Source organism: Myxacorys sp. (assembly GCF_059501405.1).
In genome coordinates this window covers 56,606-74,150 of record NZ_JCACCM010000205.1, presented here as the reverse complement: position 1 = coordinate 74,150, position 17,545 = coordinate 56,606, and the positions used below count along the sequence as shown (strand labels likewise).

Genomic DNA, 17,545 nt, shown 5'->3' with positions numbered 1-17,545 from the left:
TCGCCGATTAGTGTGGATTTGCCAACCCTAATTCTTAGTCTTGACCCTGCACTAGACATCCCCGTTTATATGAAAACGTTAATAGCGATCGCGCGTTCAGCAATTCTGGTTTGAAGAAGGTTCGCCTAACTGCGATCGCTTAAGCATAGAAATGGATTTGTGATTCTTGAAGATGTATAGTCTGCGTTTGTCCTCATTGCGACAATCAACATTACTCAGCCGACATTCTTCATACCGTTTATGCTGTTGCAACTGAAGGAAAGCCACCTGAACAAACTGAGCAGATTCCAGTTACTTACCTTTCCGCGTAATCAAAGCGCATAACCTGAGCATTAGGCTAATTGGTATCAGAAGCAGGTAGAGTCTAGTGAGAAAGCTACAAAATCTTGTAAAAACCTCAGCTTATTGGTTAGAACGTCGTTCTTGGCTTCTATTTTGTGTTTTGAGTATTAGCTGGTTTCAGTCTGTGACATTAGCTCTTGGAGTCATTGGTCGCCAAGTCGTTTCAGAGAATCTAGGCCAACTGCCAGGAGTTCTGATCCCCTTTCCTTTATTTCTTAACCACCTCAATCGTCTTGGTGTCATCACATCCTTGTCAACACTTGGGGGTAGTTAAATTCCATTATTTCTAGTTCAGTCTATTCCTGCTCTAGTTTATAGTTCCTGTAAATCACTCCCGAGTAAGCGCATCACAGCACTTTTGATATGGCTTCTACCTGCAATAATTAGTCTTCCAACATTAGTTGGCCCACTGCAATATTTAATGTCACTCCTATTTGCGCCTTTTATTTGGCTTGATTTAGTTTCAGGCAAGATTAGTGAAGAGGACATTGCAGAGGGCTGGGTTTTCTCTGTAGCTGCGATTGGTTGGTTCCATTGGTTCTGGCTGAGTATCACCATCAAAAACTGGTTCTTCTCGTCCGGTGAGCAAAAACTTTAGGCTTAGACACTTAGCTTCAATCTAAATCCGTTTGCTTTGAGATCTCACTAAGGTAAGCTCAGGGAGACGCCCTAAAATAGGTACACTGAAGGATTCCTTCTAGCCGCAAACCTCAACGGTAAGGGCTAAAGGATTTGATACAGTTCATTGTACTGATTGTTTTTTCTGAGCCATCTTCACGGTTATGACCAAGCAGCGAGTTCTCTCAGGTATTCAGACCACTGGTAATCTGCATTTAGGCAACTATCTAGGTGCAATTCGCAACTGGGTTGAGGGACAAAGCCAATACGAGAATTATTTCTTTCTAGCAGATCTACACGCAATTACTGTGCCCCACGACCCGTCTACGCTGGCGGCTGACACTTACAGAATGGCGGCGGTGTATTTAGCCTGTGGTTTGGATCTGCAACACACGACAATTTTCGTTCAATCTCACGTTCCTGCTCATACAGAACTCGCTTGGTTACTCAGTTGTGTCACTCCGTTGAACTGGTTGGAAGACATGATCCAGTTCAAAGAGAAAGCGATCAAACAAGGTCAGGACGTAGGAACCGGGTTGCTGACCTACCCGGTTTTGATGGCGTCGGACATTCTGCTGTATGAACCCGATAAAGTTCCGGTGGGAGAAGACCAAAAACAGCACTTAGAGATCACACGAGATATTGTCGATCGCTTTAACCACAAATTTGCGACGCCAAAAGCACCCGTTCTCAAGCGCCCGGAGCCATTAATTCGGGCAGAAGGCGCGCGGGTGATGAGCCTTAGTGATGGCACAAAGAAAATGTCGAAGTCGGATCCATCGGAGTTGAGCCGCATCAATCTGCTCGATCCACCCGAGGCAATCCAAAACAAAATTAAGCGCTGCAAAACTGATCCGATTCGAGGTCTAACCTTTGGCGATCCAGAGCGCCCGGAGTGTAACAATTTGCTGACGCTCTACATGTTGCTTTCGGGCAAAAGCAAAGACGAGGTGGCAACAGAGTGTCAGGATATGGGCTGGGGACAGTTTAAACCGTTGCTAGCAGAAACAACGATCGCAGCGCTCAAACCCATCCAGGAGAAGTACGACGCCATCATGGACGATCAGGGATACTTAGAGTCAGTGTTGAGATCGGGACGTGAGAAAGCTTCTGCGATCGCAAACCAAACACTGAACAAAGCCAAGAAAGCGTTGGGATACACATTGCCCAGCTAGAAGACGCTAATAGTGTCACTCTAGATACGTTAATTTCTTGTAAAGGTTTCGGGCGGTTGCTTCAAATTCTGAGTAGACAACCGATACCCTAGAGCAAATGCAATCCATCCCTAATCGCCCATGACAAACTTCCGATTTGCCAAATCTTATGGTCAAGCCCCGCTTTCTGCATTTCGGACAGCGGCTGAAGCAGGAGAGTTTCTGATTACGGCAGAGGTCGCTCCGCCAAAGGGGGCTGACCCATCCCACATGTTGGCGATGGCGCACATACTGAAAGGAAGAGTTCATGGCGTCAACATTACAGATGGTAGCCGAGCAGTGATGCGGATGTCGTCGCTGGTGTCGGCGGCGCTGTTGTTGCAGCAGGGAATAGAACCGATCTATCAGGTGGCATGTCGCGATCGCAACTGCATTGCCCTGCAAGCCGATTTAATGGGAGCGCAGGCGCTAGGCATTCGGAACGTATTAGCGCTGACGGGCGATCCCGTAAAAGCAGGGGATCATCCAACGGCGCGGGGCGTGTTTGAACTCGAATCGGTTCGATTGTTGAAAATGATTGATAAACTCAACTGCGGCTTGGATTGGAACGATCAACCTTTAACGGATGGTGCGACTGAACTATTTTCTGGGGCCGCTGTTGATCCCCAATGTGGCAGTTGGTCAGGCTTGCAAAAACGCTTTGAGCGCAAACTAGAAGCAGGCGCACAGTTTTTTCAAAGCCAATTAATCACTGATTTTGATCGATTGGATCAATTTATGACGGGGATCGCCAAAGGTGCAGGAAAACCTGTTCTTGCTGGAATATTTTTATTGAAGTCGGCAAAGAATGCTCGATTCATCAATCGGGCTGTGCCAGGAGTAAACATTCCAGAGCATATTATTGAGCGATTGGAGAAGGCGTCTGATCCGTTGTTAGAAGGAGTTGCGATCGCGGCAGAACAAGTCTTACTTGCAAAAGACCTATGCCAGGGGGTTCACATGATGGCCGTTAAGCGAGAAGACTTAATTCCACAAGTTCTAGATTTGGCTGGCATTGCGCCCTTGAGCAAGCCCTCTGTAGAAGTAGAAGCAATGCGTCATAATGGCGTCAGCGTTTAAGTCGGTCAAGTTTAAGACAGTCAATATGATTCAGCCTACTGTCGCTACTCAGGCAAAGCAACTCTTTGTTGATTCGATTCCGTTTGCGTTGGGTCACATTCTCGTCGTTTCAAATGGCGAAAGCCTTTATGCAGTAGACTTCTCCGACTATGAAGCGCGGATGATGCGCCTGCTTGAGCAGCGGTTTGGGCAAGTAGAGCTGATTCCAACATCAAATCCACAAAGCATCTGTGATGCTCTCCACTCTTACCTATCGGGCAACTTTTTCAGTTTAGATAATATTCCTCTTAGCTTAGGCGGAACACCGTTTCAGCAACAGGTTTGGTTGGCACTAAGAACCATTCCTGTCGGACAGGTTTGGACATATGGACAGTTAGCGCACGCGATCGGGCGACCCACAGCTTATCGAGCCGTAGGCATGACCAATTCTCTCAACCCAATCAGCATTGTGCTGCCTTGCCACCGCGTCATTGGAGCGAATGGAAAACTAACTGGATATGCAGGAGGCTTGGAGCGTAAACGCTGGTTGCTCCAGCATGAAGGCGTAGAGGGATATTGATGCGGGTAGTCTCGATAGCATAAAGAGATGCTGACACAGTTGAGATTCTAGAGCTACGATCGGAGAAATTCTGCTGGAATAAATTGCGTCGATTATGACCGATAGTCCCGAATTACCCCAAAACCCCTATGTTGTAGGCAACCCTGTTCCGCCTCTCAAATTCATTGGACGCACCAGCGAGATCGAAACCGCGTTCGATCAGATCTTTAGTCGAAGTAACTTAGCGGTTTGGGGCGGTCCAGGAATCGGAAAATCATCGTTTCTAGAACTGTTGGCATCGCCTCCAGCTTGGAAATTGCGGGGGCACGATCCATCGAATGCAGTCATCGTCATTCTCAGTTGTCTCAGCATCGAACCGTTTACAGCCACTCATTTCTGGCGGGAAGTGTTCGTTCTGCTGAAAGAGCAACTGAGCGATGAACCAGATATCGAGGCAGACGTGGCTAAATTGATCGACAGAGGCGATACCAATAAAGATTGTCTCAGACATATTTTGCGAGAGCTAGGCAAAAAAGGAAAGTTTTTGCTGCTGCTCGTGGATGATTATGATGTCGCCCTTCGTCCCCACGAGAACTATAGGGATCAAGAGGTTATGGTGTTTTTGAGCGATTGTCGCAACCTTGCCTCTCATTCGCGAGAGCGGCAATTTCTCTCAATGGTCGTTACGTCGCTGCGGCGATTAAACGAACTCGGTCCAAAACTCAAGCCCGACGGATCTCCTTGGTATAACCACTACCTCTTTCAACCGCTCAAATCGTTTAGTGAAACCGAAGTCGCGGGTTTGCTGGGCGGAATGCCGATGACCCCTGCCTTGCGAGAGGGCATTCGCGAAGTCGCTGACGGAAATCCATTACTGTTACAGAATGCTGGATTTCTGTTATATCGAGAACTTCGTGCCGGACATGTGCCTCAAGCGGACAACTTTGCGAAAGATTTTCAGCAAATGACGGAACACTATTTTGAGGACGTTTGGAATCTGTCTACCGAGATTGAACAAACGTTATTAATGCTACTGGCATTAGTCAACCTCAAAGGTCGAATCCTCGACAAACGTTACGATTTGGGCGATGTCGATATCATTTTCAGTCAGAAAGAGCGAGAATTAAGGGATCTAGAGGAACGTGGAGTGGTCTTCTATCAGGTGCATGACGGTCAGAAAGTCTATCAATTTGCCTCGTCGCTAATGGAGTGGTGGGTGATCAAAGAGATTGAAAATAGTGATGAAGCCTCTCTGCAAGCCCGCCAAAAAGGATTTCTCAACTTGATGAGTCATCGCCAAGCGGAGAATGTTACAGCGGCGATTCGGTGGTTGTGGCAGCACAAGGAAGCAGTGCCCTCGATCCTGGCATGGTTAGGGAAGCTATCGACAGCATTGCCTAAAGGCTTCATGCAAGGGTAGGTTGACCGGGTAGATAACATTTTATCTTTGGTATATGAGCGATTCGTTCGGTCGAAAAAATCCTTATATTATTGGTCGTCCTATCGTAGAGCCGGAGATGTTTTTCGGACGGGAGACCCTGTTTGAATTTATTCAGGATAATTTGCTGCAAGGGGCGCAGGTGATTTTGCTCCACGGGCAACGCCGGATTGGAAAATCATCTGTGTTAGCGCAGATCCCGCACTTTGTGAAGCTGAAGGATTTTGAGTTTGTGCCGCTTTCACTCGAAGGAGATAGCCGCAAACCTCTTGGCATGGTGCTACACGAACTGGCGCGGGATTCCCTCGATTATTTTGATCGCTTCAAAGATCAAGTCGAGGTCCCTTCGATCGCAGAGTTGACCGAGCAGCCTCAGCTGTTTGTCGATCGCTTCTTACCAAATTTGCGGCAAGTGCTAGGCGTGAAGAACATTGTGCTGCTGCTCGATGAATTTGATGCCGTAGGAGACTACAGACCTGATATGACGGATGCGGCAGGTCATCTGTTTCCATTCTTGCAGGCAGAAGTGTATCAGCACCGGGATCTATACATCATTCCAGTTGTGGGACGGCAACTGACGGACTTACGATCGCTGCTCACTCTGTTTCGGGAAGCGCCTTACCAGGAAGTGGGACTGCTCGATCGACGCAGCGCCGAGAAGTTAATTACTAAACCGGCTGAGAAAATTTTAGAGTTCTTTCCGGGTGCGATCGACGCCATTCTAGAGCTTTCTGCGGGACATCCTTATTTCACCCAAATGCTTTGCTTCTCGCTGTTTATTAATGCACGAGAAGAAGGGCGGTGGAAGGTCATTCGTGATGATGTCAAGAAGATCGTTGACCGGGCAATTGAGTTTGGAGAAGGGGGACTGGCTTGGTTTTGGGATGGCATTCCGCTTCCAGAACGAGTGGTGTTTTCAGCCGCTGCCGAAGTTCCAGAACTGAAGTTAGCCGCGAATCTGGGTGATTTGTCGCTGGAATTTACAGAGATAGAGCCGCTCGAATTGTTGGGTGAGTGTGGTGTGATTGTGACCGGTGACATCCGCCGCAGCATTCTCAATCTTGTGAACTGGAAATTTCTGCAAGCGTCTAGTTCTCATCGTCCACGGGTTCGCTCAGCAACGATCCCACCCAGCATTTCGACCTACCGAGTCACGATCGAACTGGTGCGTCGGTGGTTGGTCGGCAGGCATCCGATTCGTAAAGAGATTAAAGAACTCAGTATGCTGAGTCCTGAAGCCGACGCTTTGTACCAACAGGCGAAGCGCGATCGCGCTGATCGCGGAGCGACACCTAGAACCGCAACGCTGCTTGATCGAGCATTAAAACTGAATCCCAATCATTTTGAAGCGCTGTTGGAATTGGCTTCAACATTTGCTGACTTGGAGGAGTTTGCGCGAGCAATCGTCTATTACGAACGGGCGTATTTAATCGATCCGGTTCGGGTCAGGGATGTCTACATCAGGACGTTTTTGAATTATGCAGCGCAGTTGAGAGATCTAGGACAGTTTGATGACGCGATCGCACGGTTAAGAGATGCCCTAGCTCTTGAACCTGTTAAAGAAGGACAAGAACTGTTAGAACAAGTTCGTAGGGCAAAACAGTTAGATGAGAAGCTCAAAGTAAACTCTCTAACAAATGGCAATGGACATGTTGCTACAAAAAGCACGACTGAATTGAAGGTGCAAGATCTAGATTTTGCGATGCTGGAGAACAACTTTGCGCGATTAGTTAGCCAGGTTCAAGCCGAAGCGCCGAGCGATATTAAAGGCAAAGCGTTAGAGCGGTTAGATGATCTACAGAAAGAAATCTTTAATGAGAAAGAAGTGGATATCCCGACGTTAGTCTATGTTCATCGGTGGTTTTCTAAGAATTTGCCATCTACGATCGCGCAGACCGTCACCGATTTTGTCGATAAAGTCATTGCAAAAACGTTTGGCAAAGAAGATTCTGCTGAACCAGAAAATCACTCGAACCGTTAAAAGGACGCGCACAACGGCTCATCAACCCGCAGCACTGACTCCTGTTTAAAGGCATTTTTATAAGCTTTCCGAATTTGCTCGACGGCTCTGTTGCGATTGGCTCCGCCAAGCTCCACGGGATCGTTGCCAGACAGATAGAGCAATATTAAGAGCTTCGCTCGTTCTTTGGTAACCGTTCCAGTCGAGGTTTGAAATTGACCTGTGCCTATTAACAAGGTCAGACCTTCTAAGAAAAGAGGAAGGCCGACCCTCAAGATCCTGACCTTCAGGACATTGAATGAGCTGAGTTTGCAAGTTTGAATCAGTCCTTTGAAAAATCGCTTTATAATTGGAGACTGCGATTAGCGAACATCAACGTCATGTCAGAAGAACTCCGTGCCACTCGAATCGAAAAAGCTGAGCAACTCAAGCAATTGGGCATGAATCCCTATGCTTATGGATGGAAATCGACCCATCATGCAGCGGAGTTGCAGGCAAAATTTGCGGAGTTGCCGAGTGGAGAAGAAGTAGAAATCGAAGTTGCGATCGCGGGTCGCATCATGGCACGTCGAGTCTTCGGAAAGCTAGCGTTCTTTACCTTGCAAGACGAAACCGGATCGATTCAGCTTTATCTGGAGAAGAAACGCATTCAAGAGCACATGGGTTCTGAGGATGCAGAAGCCTTTGAGCATCTGAAGCAGTTGACCGATGCGGGCGATATTTTAGGCGCAAAAGGAACCATTAAGCGCACCGAGAAAGGTGAACTATCGGTGTATGTGCAAGAATACACAATGCTCACGAAATCGTTATTACCATTACCTGACAAATGGCATGGATTAACGGACGTTGCAAAACGCTATCGTCAACGCTACGTTGATTTGATCGTAAATCCTGAAGTACGCGATGCGTTTAGGAAGCGAGCATTAGTCACAGCCGGAATGCGCCGCTATTTGGATCAGCGAGGTTTCATTGAGATTGAAACGCCTGTTCTGAACTCAGAAGCCGGAGGAGCGGATGCGCGTCCGTTTGTCACTTATCACAACACGCTGGAGATGGAGCTTTACTTAAGGATTGCAACTGAGTTGCACCTAAAGCGCCTGATTGTCGGCGGATTTGAGAAAGTGTTTGAACTCGGTCGCATCTTTCGCAACGAAGGCATTTCGACGCGCCATAACCCAGAGTTCACCTCTATCGAAGTGTATCAAGCGTATGCTGACTACAGCGACATGATGGATCTGACTGAAGCCTTAATTACAACGGTGACTCAGGAAGTTTTAGGCTCGTTAAAGATCACGTATCAAGATCAAGAGATTGATCTGACTCCACCTTGGCGACGTGTCACGATGCATGACGTGGTGAAGGAGAAATCAGGACTTGATTTCACGCAGTTTGCGACGGTAGAAGAGGCGAAAGCGGCGGCGAAGCAAGCGGGACTTCACGACATTGATAAGTGTGAGTCGATTGGCAGAATTCTAAACGAAGCATTTGAGCAAACGGTAGAAGAAACGCTGATTCAGCCAACGTTTATCCTCGACTATCCGGTTGAGATCTCTCCATTGGCAAAACCGCATCGCTCGAAGCCTGGACTGGTAGAGCGGTTTGAGTTGTTTATTGTGGGACGGGAGACGGCAAATAGTTTCTCAGAGTTAACCGATCCGTTAGATCAGCGCGATCGCTTAGAAGCCCAAGCTGCTCGAAAAGCCGCCGGAGACCTCGAAGCGCAGGGCGTTGACGAAGATTTCTTAACCGCGTTGGAGTATGGAATGCCGCCAACGGGGGGACTAGGCATTGGTATCGATCGCTTAGTCATGTTGCTGACTAACTCTCCTAGTATTCGCGATGTCATTGCATTTCCATTGCTGAAGCCAGAAAAAGGAGAGCCAGAGGAGACCTAAGTTTTAATGAGTTCAAGCACTATTCATCCGCTTCAGCGACTGATTCGCTACGACCCTTCGGGGCTTGGCAACGCCAATCGCGCCTATCGAAAACCGATCGTTCAAGCCAGCATCTACTCGATTCTGAATAAAGTCTTCGACCTTGCGCCGCCGTTTCTAATTGGAATGGCAGTCGATATTGTTGTGAAACGAGAACAGTCTTGGCTCGGCAATCTTGGCGTCACAGGCATCACGAGTCAACTCACCGTTCTCTCACTGCTCACCCTAATGATTTGGGGCTTAGAGTCGTTGTTTGAGTATGCCTTGGAGCTACGCTGGCGGAATCTTGCTCAAACGATCCAGCATGATTTGCGAATGAAGGCATATTCTCATTTGCAGGAGCTAGAACTCGGCTTTTTTGAGGAGCGCAGTACTGGCACATTGCTCTCGATTTTGAACGACGATATTAATCAACTCGAACGCTTTCTCGATCGCGGCGCAAATGACATTCTGCAATTCGTGACGACAGTGATCACGATTGGAGGAACGCTGATTATCGTTGCGCCTGAAGTGTCATGGTGGGCGATGCTGCCCATTCCGTTTATCATCTGGGGCACGTTGGCGTATCAAAAACGGCTTGCCCCGCGATATGCTGATGTGCGAGAAAAAGCGGGACTCATCAGCAGTCGGTTAGCCAATAATTTGTCTGGAATTGCAACGATTAAGAGTTTTACCGCCGAAGCGTATGAGCGCGATCGCGTCAGCGCCGAAAGTGAAGCGTATCGTGGCAGCAATCGCAGAACCATTGCTCTGAGTGCTGGATTTGTGCCTCTCATTCGATTTATCATTTTGATCGGATTCACTGCAACGCTGTTTTTGGGCGGACTACAAGCTGCGAATGGTCAGCTTTCGGTCGGAATATACAGCTTTATGGTGTTCACGATTCAACGATTGTTATGGCCCTTCACCAGCTTGGGGCAAACCTTGGATCAATATCAGCGAGCGATGGCATCAATCAACCGCGTGATGAATCTGCTCGATACGCCCGTCGCGATTCCAACCGGAGATCGTAGCTTGCCCGTCCATCACGTTCGAGGCGACGTGTTATTCGATCGCATCACCTTTGCGTACAACAGTCGGGCGAATGCTCTAGAGAATTTAACGCTGCACATTCCTGCCGGAAAAACGATCGGAATTGTGGGTTCGACGGGTTCTGGTAAGAGTACGCTAGTCAAGCTGCTGCTGCGATTTTACGAGATTCAGCAGGGACAGATTCTGCTGGATGATATTGACATTCGATCGCTAACGTTACACGACTTGAGACGCTGCATTGGTTGGGTCAGTCAAGATGTCTTTCTGTTTCATGGAACAGTGGCAGAAAACATTGCGTATGGCAGCTTTGATGCAACCCGTGCGGAGGTGATTGGAGCGGCAAAATTAGCCGAAGCCCATGACTTTATTGCCCAGCTTCCACACGGCTATGACACGATCGTGGGCGAACGCGGCCAGAAACTATCAGGCGGACAACGACAGAGGTTAGCGATCGCACGCGCTATTCTCAAAGATCCACCGATTCTGATTTTGGATGAAGCCACCTCTGCGGTGGATAACGAAACTGAGGCCGCGATTCAGCGATCGCTGGAACACATTACGCAAAATCGCACAACGATTGCGATCGCGCATCGCTTATCAACCATTCGTCACGCGCACCGGATCTATGTTGTCGAACATGGGCAGATTGTAGAACAAGGAATTCACGAGCAGCTATTGGAACAACGCGGGGTGTATGCCAAACTTTGGCAAGTCCAGTCAGGAGTGAAGGAGCGATTGCGATGAACGCAGTCCGCAGTTCCTCTTCCCTAGGCGACAATATCAATAGTCGTTACTCTTGTCTCTGCCATGATTGCCCATCGCGATGACTTCAGACTGTCGCCCCAAGACTATCTAGACTGGGAAGCCCAACAACCAATTAAGTACGAATACATTAACGGCGAAGCTTACGCCATGACGGGGGGCACATTGCCTCACAACGACATCGCCGTGAACTTAACTACTTTGCTCAAAGCTCATCTTCGGGGCAAAAGGTGCAAAGTCCGTATGTCGGATGCCAAAGTGGGCATTACTGAGCAAGGACCCTTCTTTTATCCAGATGTTGTGGTGAGTTGTGATGAGCGCGATCGCACTGCTATCAAAATGGTGCGCTACCCCTGCTTGATCATTGAAGTCTTGTCTCCATCCACGGAAGGGTATGACCGAGGCGAAAAGTTTCGGCGCTATCGTCAGCTAGACAGTCTGCAAGAGTACGTGGTGGTTGAGTGCGATCGCAAAGGAGTGGACTGCTACCGTCGCAGCGATCGGGGCACTTGGGAACTGAGTCCCTACACTCCAGATGATCTTTCAGAAACATCCGCAGATGACTTAGAAATTCATCTCACTAGCATTGATTTTCGGTGTCCGCTTTCGCTCGTTTACGAAGACGTTGAGGTGAATTTAGCCGTACCTGAGCTCAATGGTGCTGACCAGAAGTAATGCCTCGAAAATGGGAATCTCCGATACGCAAAGTGCACGTTTAGGGTTAGAAATGCAACTGTTCTTACTTCAAGTGCGATCGTTCCTGCTTGAAATAGGAGTAGTTCTAATTGAAGTGCGATCGTATGGATCTGCAAAGCGATCACATCTCGAAATAGTGCGAACATCTCTGTCTCAATAAGGAGTGTTCCTACTGGAAGTGCGATCGCTTCCTTCACAAAGCGATTGTTCCTGTTCCAACTAGAAATAGTCCTGTCTCAGGTAGGAATAGTTCTGTTTAGATTGCTGTCTTTGGACTCCGCAATTCTTCGACAAGGTTCGACTACTCAACCTTTCTCAGTAACCGTTGAACTAATGCTGTCGCAACACTGAGCGTTTTATAGCCAACCTCATCAAATAGAACAACGACCTTATCTTCTTCATATCGCATCACCGTTCCTTCACCCCAAGCATTGTGTTCAACTCGGCTATTGATCTCATACGGCTGCAATTTGTCTTCGTTGTCTGCCGTGATACCTGCTTTGCAGTTATCGCAATGTCCACACGGTTCATCAAGCTGTTCGCCAAAGTAATTAAGTAAGTATTTTCGACGGCAATCACGAACTTCTGCATAACCGCGCATCATCTCTAGGCGCGATCGCTCCACATGCGCTGCTCGTTCTTGAGCGTGCAGCACCTCCGCTGCCGCTTTTGAAAATTCGGGAGAATCTTCAACAACCATTACTTCTCCCGTTGAAAGCAGGTCAACAACACCGACATCCTGTAATTGATTGAGCGTTGTTTTGAGCTTCGTTTTGGATAAATCCGTTAGCTCCTTTAAGTCTTCTGGTTTGATCGGCTCCGGTTGACCTTTAACAAGTTCAGCAACGTGAACCACTTCTTCTGCATCGACTTTAGCGCTACCCGAAAAGAATTTCCGAAGATTCAAATCTTTAGGCGTGTAGAACAACAGCGCATAAGCCGGTTCCCCATCGCGTCCTGCCCGCCCAATTTCCTGATAGTACGAGTCGATCGAATCGCTGATGTTGTAATGCAAAACAAAGCGAACGTTGGGTTTATCGACGCCCATACCAAACGCAGTCGTTGCTACAATCACATCGACTTCATCGTTCATAAAAGCAAATTGTGCCTGCTCGCGCTCTTTTGACTTCATCCCAGCATGATAGGCAATAGCTTTGCAGGCTTTTCCAGACGCGTTGGTTTCTGACTGATTGAGCAAAGTTGCAAGTTGCTCTGTCACTTTGCGCGTTCCCGCATACACAATGCCAGGTTTCTGTAGGTGTTGAATCCGTTTTACAAAAGCATCCTGCTTTTCAGCTTCCTCATCAAATCGGTCAACGCTCAGCCATAGGTTAGGACGGTCAAATCCTCGCACGATGACGCGGGGATTGTGCATCCCTAAGCGCTGCACAATTTCCTCTCGTACAGGCGGAGAAGCGGTCGCAGTCAGCGCTAATACAGTTGGGTGCCCCAATGCTTCAATTACCGCATCTAAGCGAAGATAAGCAGGTCGAAAATCGTGTCCCCACTCGCTGATACAGTGCGCTTCGTCGATGACAAACAAAGACGGTTTCGTTTGCAATTGATCGAGCGTATCAGGATTATCAAATTGCTCTGGGGCGAGAAACAAAAACTCTAGCTGCCCCTCGTTCCATTGCTCGAAGGCAGCTTCCCGGTCTGCCGATGAGATCGTTGAGTTAATGACAGCAGCAGCACCAATGCTTTTTTCTTCTTCTGAAATGGCATCCAACTGGTCCTGCTGCAATGCGAGCAACGGCGAAATCACAATCGTCGAACCCGGAATTTGAGCCGCTGTCAGTTGGTAGATTGCCGATTTTCCAGACCCGGTTGGCATTACCGCTAACGTATCGTGACCTTCGAGAATCGATGCGATCGCGGCTTCTTGTCCCGGACGCAAATCGTCGTATCCTAAGCGATCGTGAGCGATTTTTTGAATTGAAACGCGCTTCTGTTTTTTCGCCATTGTGATGAAAGAAAGCAAGTCCGCTATTAGACATGGAAGATCTCCTCTTCCGTTTACGAAGAGGAGATCACATTGAATCGTTGTTAAATCGTTTTGAGCGAGTTGGAAGTCTTTGGAAGTTGCGGGCTAATCGCGCAATCCACCCAGCAAGGCTAGACCGCCAAGAGCTGCGATCGCCAGCGCCCCAAATGTAGCAACCGGACTCTTATCAATCTTGTCCAGAAAACTAGGAATTTCAAGACCCTTGAAGTCACCTTCTACGCGATCGTAGCCCTGAATCGGTTCATATAAATTGTTCGGATCTTCTGCTTTGGGTTCCGTGGTCTTTTGCCCTGCGAAGCCGATCGCTAATAACAATGCATCTGTTAACGCCGGAGACACTTTATGTACAACATCAAGAATGCGTCCAACATCACCCACAATATAATCACGAACCTGATGCTCAGATGCATACAGAATCGCTTCTGACACCAGACTTGGATTGTAATAAGGCGGTACACCCGTTGGCTTAACACCTAATTTCGTCTTGCCTTTGGTATAGAACGGCGTATTGATTACCGCAGGCAAAATATTCGCCACGTTAATCTGATAGCCTTCGTGCTTCAGCTCTAACCGCATCGCGTCTAGAAACCCTTCTACGCCATGCTTAGAAGAGGAATAAGGGCTTTGGAACGGCAGCGATCGCCGGGCTTCAACCGAGGTGATGTGAATGAGCGAACCGCGGCCTTCTCGCTTGAGGTGAGGCAACGCTGCCATTGCACCATGCACTTGCCCCATCAGATTAACGTCAATCACCCGCTTGAATTCCTCAGGCGTAATCGAATCGAACGTCGCAAACAGTCCTATCGCCGCCGTATGAACCCAAGTATCCAATCGACCAAAGCGATCGACCGTTTTATCAGCAACTGCTTTCACTTGCTCAAAATCAGCGACATCAGCCGGAACTGCGATCGCTTCTCCGCCTGCTCTAGAAATTTCTTCGACAAGGGTTGCTAGTCCTTCTTTGCTCCGAGCGGAGACGACTACTTTTGCACCCTTCTGAGCGAACTTTAAAGCGGTATCCCGTCCAATACCACTCGACGCGCCAACAACAGCGACGACTTGTTGATCAATTGGTTTCAAATTCATTGTTTTTTGTTTCTTCAGTAATGTAATTTATGTTTGCTTAACTACGGAGTCAGCATTTACTCGTCTTCGGCAAGATCTCGTCTCTCAGCGTAATCTTCCGAAGAGGTTGGTTCTAGTTCCCAGCGACGATCATCGCGTTGTTCTAAGATGTCATTGGTGTGCAAAAAGTTGGCGTCAGCCATTTCTAGACCGACCGCTTTCCCCAAGTCATCAACGATATCCATATCAGGGGTTGACACCGTTCCACCAACCGACTCATCACCCACAGCGTTTGCTTGTTCATAGTTGGCATCAATATCACCACCCGTCAGCTCTGGGGTAGCTTCATTCATTTCTTCGGCACGATTTCGCATCGTCCGGCCCCCTGCGTTGTAGCCCGGAAGCTCATGGACGCCAGTTCCGTAAGACTCTGTGATTTCCTGAGGCAATTCTTCGCCGTTCTCATCGAACGTAGCGTCGATCTCGGCTTCATCAGCGTCTACCTCATCTTCCACGTCGCCGCCCAAGTTGTGGAGAGAGGAGTCTAAATCAGTTTCGTCCGTGGGATTTCTGGAGCCAGAACTATCCCGGCTATATCCTGCGTTGGTCATAATTAGTACCTCTCTGTCCAAGACGGTTAAATTTCATTTTTTCTTAGTTACCTGAACGGTAGCGAATTTTAAGAAAGTATCAAATCTTCACATAGGCAGATCAGGGCGCTCTGCGGCGGGAATCCGTCGTAAGAGCGAGGACGGCTTATCACTCTAGAGTGAGGGGTGCGATCGCAAGAAATTCTACGCTGAACAGTGCTGCATGAGAAACCCTGCTCTGCGTCACAGCATTCAACGCGGTGCAGTTTGCTAAGAGAAGCATTCATAAAAGATTTTAGAAACACAAGTAAAGACCAAGGAGGAATGGTGATGACGACCCAGACAGAGACAAAACGAGTTGCAATTCTAATTGAGCAAGGCGTTGAAGATGCAGAATTTCAGATTCCCTACAATGCGCTGAAGAAGGCTGGAGCCAATGTAGTCGTCCTTGGCTCTCGGATCAATGAAGAGTACAAAGGTAAGCAGAACAAGGTGGCGGTCAAAGCTGATGCCACAACGACTGAAGCGATCGCAGCAGATTTCGACGCGGTGATCATTCCGGGTGGACAAGCACCGGACAAGATGCGGACGAACATGAACACCGTCAACTTTGTCAAAGAGGCGCTAGACGCGGGCATCTTGGTAGCTTCTGTGTGCCATGGCCCTCAAGTTCTGATCGAAGGCGACATGCTGGAGAACGTTCGAGCAACGGGGTTCCGAGCAATTCGTAAAGATATGCAGAATGCTGGAGCCGTCTTTGTTGACGAGCCATTAGTCATTGATGACAACTTAATTACCTCTCGCCGTCCGGGAGACTTGCCAATTTTTACAACCGCAATTCTGCAATATTTAAACCTTAGTGTCCCGGACACAAGCTTGCCGAACGTGGCTGATGCTGATGCAGGCTGGTGGAAGCTGGGCGAAGAGTGGGGCGGATCGAGCAAGAGCGAAATTGTCCAAGCGATTAACACCGCGATCGCGGGAGAGCGCTACAGTCTCGAAGCCTTCCAACATTATGTCGATAACGCGCCGGATGAAGCGATGCGTGAACTCTTTCAGGAAATCTGCGCCCACAAACAGCAGCATATTCAATTACTAGAATCACGCTTAAACGTCCTTGGAGATAAACCGTCTCTAGCCGCATCGATTAGCAATTTCTATGCTGATGTCAAAGCATTTTTCCAAAATAATCGCAGCAACATTGATATATTGCGCCGAGCGTTGGGCGATATGCAAACGGGCGTTGTCGATATTTACGCCTTGCGTAACAAGCTTACCGATCCGGCTACCGTTGACATTTTCGATCAGATGGAAATTGTTCTCGCTAGGGACGAAGCTCGCATCGCTGAAATGTACAAAGATCGTTTAGGCGATCGCGCCCCCCAATCTCCACAACCGTCGAGCAGTCCTTCGGTTACAGCGGGATAGGACTAGCAACACATTAAAAGCGGATGAAACGGATGATTCATTCTAGGTAAGTCATCCGTTCCTCATCTGGGGTTGCTTCGCGCATTTAAGTAATTTTTAGAGGAATTCAAATGGAAACTGAGTCTAATAAAATCACGAGTTCTACCGACGCTCAGCAGGTAGGCGTGTCGGACACCGAAAAATGGGCATCGATTATTGGAGGCGGTGCGATGGTGTTAGCCGGACTGCAACAGCGATCGCTGCGGGGAATTTTAACCGCGATCGCAGGCGGTGGTCTTGCTTATCACGGCGCAACGACTGACAAAAGCTTGACAGATAAAGTTGGTGACGCGGTGGGAGCCAACAAAGCCATCAAAGTCGAAAAGACGGTCACAATCAACCGATCAGCCGAAGAGTTGTACAACTACTGGCACGACTTTGAACGGTTGCCGACATTTATGAAGCACCTCCAATCTGTGACAGTGCAAGATGCTCGCCGCTCCCACTGGGTCGCGACCGCACCGCTAGGACAAACAGTTGAGTGGGACGCTGACATCATCAACGATCTGCCCAACCATTTAATCGCGTGGGCATCGCTCGAAGGAGCAGACGTTGACAACTCTGGATTCGTCCGCTTTCAACCTGCACCCGGAAACCGGGGTACTGAAGTTAAGGTCGTTCTAGAATACAGCGTTCCTGGCGGGGCACTAGCTGCTGTCGCTGCTAAGCTGTTTGGCGAAGAACCGGAACAGCAAATTGGTGATGAACTGAATCGCTTCAAGCAACTGATGGAAGCAGGCGAGATTGCTACGACTGACGGACAACCCCGAGGTTAAGACCAGAGGTTAAGGACATTTCAACAACATCAATTTGGAGCGAAACAAC

Annotated in this window: 15 protein-coding genes; 11 read left to right on the top strand and 4 right to left on the bottom strand. The window is 48.4% G+C overall.

Translation table 11 applies throughout. From position 1 onward, the window contains the following. Positions 1-763 precede the first annotated feature (763 nt). The 6 genes from AC5I6P_RS29595 (at position 764) to AC5I6P_RS29570 (ending at position 7,190) form a co-directional block, all read left to right on the top strand. The gene (locus tag AC5I6P_RS29595; protein ID WP_495697372.1) at positions 764-940 is read left to right on the top strand and encodes a hypothetical protein; all 177 of its coding nucleotides are present in this window, start codon (positions 764-766) and stop codon (positions 938-940) included. 184 nt (positions 941-1,124) lie between these two features. After that, the gene (gene trpS, locus AC5I6P_RS29590; protein ID WP_495697371.1) at positions 1,125-2,135 is read left to right on the top strand and encodes a tryptophan--tRNA ligase; all 1,011 of its coding nucleotides are present in this window, start codon (positions 1,125-1,127) and stop codon (positions 2,133-2,135) included. Positions 2,136-2,255: 120 nt separating this feature from the next. Beyond that, complete coding sequence (locus AC5I6P_RS29585) at positions 2,256-3,233, top strand: methylenetetrahydrofolate reductase (RefSeq protein ID WP_495697370.1); 978 nt, start codon at positions 2,256-2,258, stop codon at positions 3,231-3,233. 25 nt (positions 3,234-3,258) lie between these two features. Beyond that, positions 3,259-3,792, top strand: a complete 534-nt coding sequence (locus AC5I6P_RS29580; RefSeq protein WP_495697369.1) for a methylated-DNA--[protein]-cysteine S-methyltransferase — start codon at positions 3,259-3,261, stop codon at positions 3,790-3,792. 94 nt (positions 3,793-3,886) lie between these two features. After that, positions 3,887-5,191: an AAA family ATPase gene (locus AC5I6P_RS29575; RefSeq protein ID WP_495697368.1), complete on the top strand. Its 1,305-nt coding sequence runs from the start codon at positions 3,887-3,889 to the stop codon at positions 5,189-5,191. A 34-nt stretch (positions 5,192-5,225) separates the two neighbouring features. Beyond that, on the top strand, positions 5,226-7,190 hold the full coding sequence (locus AC5I6P_RS29570; RefSeq protein WP_495697367.1) for an ATP-binding protein: 1,965 nt from the start codon (positions 5,226-5,228) through the stop codon (positions 7,188-7,190). Here the strand turns inward: AC5I6P_RS29570 and AC5I6P_RS29565 are convergent. Next, positions 7,187-7,444 (bottom strand): DUF3574 domain-containing protein, encoded by a 258-nt coding sequence (locus AC5I6P_RS29565; protein WP_495697366.1) that lies wholly within the window; start codon positions 7,442-7,444, stop codon positions 7,187-7,189. The genes AC5I6P_RS29570 and AC5I6P_RS29565 overlap by 4 nt on opposite strands. A gap of 105 nt (positions 7,445-7,549) precedes the next feature. Here AC5I6P_RS29565 and lysS point away from each other — a divergent pair, with 105 nt between their 5' ends. The 3 genes from lysS (at position 7,550) to AC5I6P_RS29550 (ending at position 11,572) form a co-directional block, all read left to right on the top strand. Continuing rightward, positions 7,550-9,064, top strand: coding sequence for a lysine--tRNA ligase (gene lysS, locus AC5I6P_RS29560; protein ID WP_495697365.1), 1,515 nt, complete (start codon positions 7,550-7,552; stop codon positions 9,062-9,064). Positions 9,065-9,070: 6 nt separating this feature from the next. Next, the gene (locus AC5I6P_RS29555) at positions 9,071-10,879 is read left to right on the top strand and encodes an ABC transporter ATP-binding protein (protein WP_495697364.1); all 1,809 of its coding nucleotides are present in this window, start codon (positions 9,071-9,073) and stop codon (positions 10,877-10,879) included. A 63-nt stretch (positions 10,880-10,942) separates the two neighbouring features. Next, positions 10,943-11,572 carry a Uma2 family endonuclease gene (locus AC5I6P_RS29550; protein ID WP_495697363.1) on the top strand — a complete coding sequence of 210 codons (630 nt, stop codon included), beginning with the start codon at positions 10,943-10,945 and terminating at the stop codon, positions 11,570-11,572. Positions 11,573-11,894: 322 nt separating this feature from the next. On the opposite strand, the gene AC5I6P_RS29545 is transcribed toward AC5I6P_RS29550, so the two are convergent. From AC5I6P_RS29545 to AC5I6P_RS29535, 3 genes are all read right to left on the bottom strand, one after another. After that, positions 11,895-13,556, bottom strand: coding sequence for a RecQ family ATP-dependent DNA helicase (locus AC5I6P_RS29545; protein ID WP_495697362.1), 1,662 nt, complete (start codon positions 13,554-13,556; stop codon positions 11,895-11,897). 126 nt (positions 13,557-13,682) lie between these two features. Beyond that, positions 13,683-14,684: an SDR family oxidoreductase gene (locus AC5I6P_RS29540; protein WP_495697361.1), complete on the bottom strand. Its 1,002-nt coding sequence runs from the start codon at positions 14,682-14,684 to the stop codon at positions 13,683-13,685. A gap of 56 nt (positions 14,685-14,740) precedes the next feature. Next, complete coding sequence (locus tag AC5I6P_RS29535) at positions 14,741-15,274, bottom strand: DUF6335 family protein (protein ID WP_495697360.1); 534 nt, start codon at positions 15,272-15,274, stop codon at positions 14,741-14,743. Positions 15,275-15,583: 309 nt separating this feature from the next. On the opposite strand from AC5I6P_RS29535, the gene AC5I6P_RS29530 reads away from it, so the two are divergent. Together AC5I6P_RS29530 and AC5I6P_RS29525 are read left to right on the top strand one after the other, a co-directional pair. After that, positions 15,584-16,681, top strand: coding sequence for a DJ-1/PfpI/YhbO family deglycase/protease (locus AC5I6P_RS29530; protein ID WP_495697359.1), 1,098 nt, complete (start codon positions 15,584-15,586; stop codon positions 16,679-16,681). 110 nt (positions 16,682-16,791) lie between these two features. Further along, positions 16,792-17,496, top strand: coding sequence for an SRPBCC family protein (locus tag AC5I6P_RS29525; RefSeq protein ID WP_495697358.1), 705 nt, complete (start codon positions 16,792-16,794; stop codon positions 17,494-17,496). Positions 17,497-17,545: the final 49 nt, after the last annotated feature.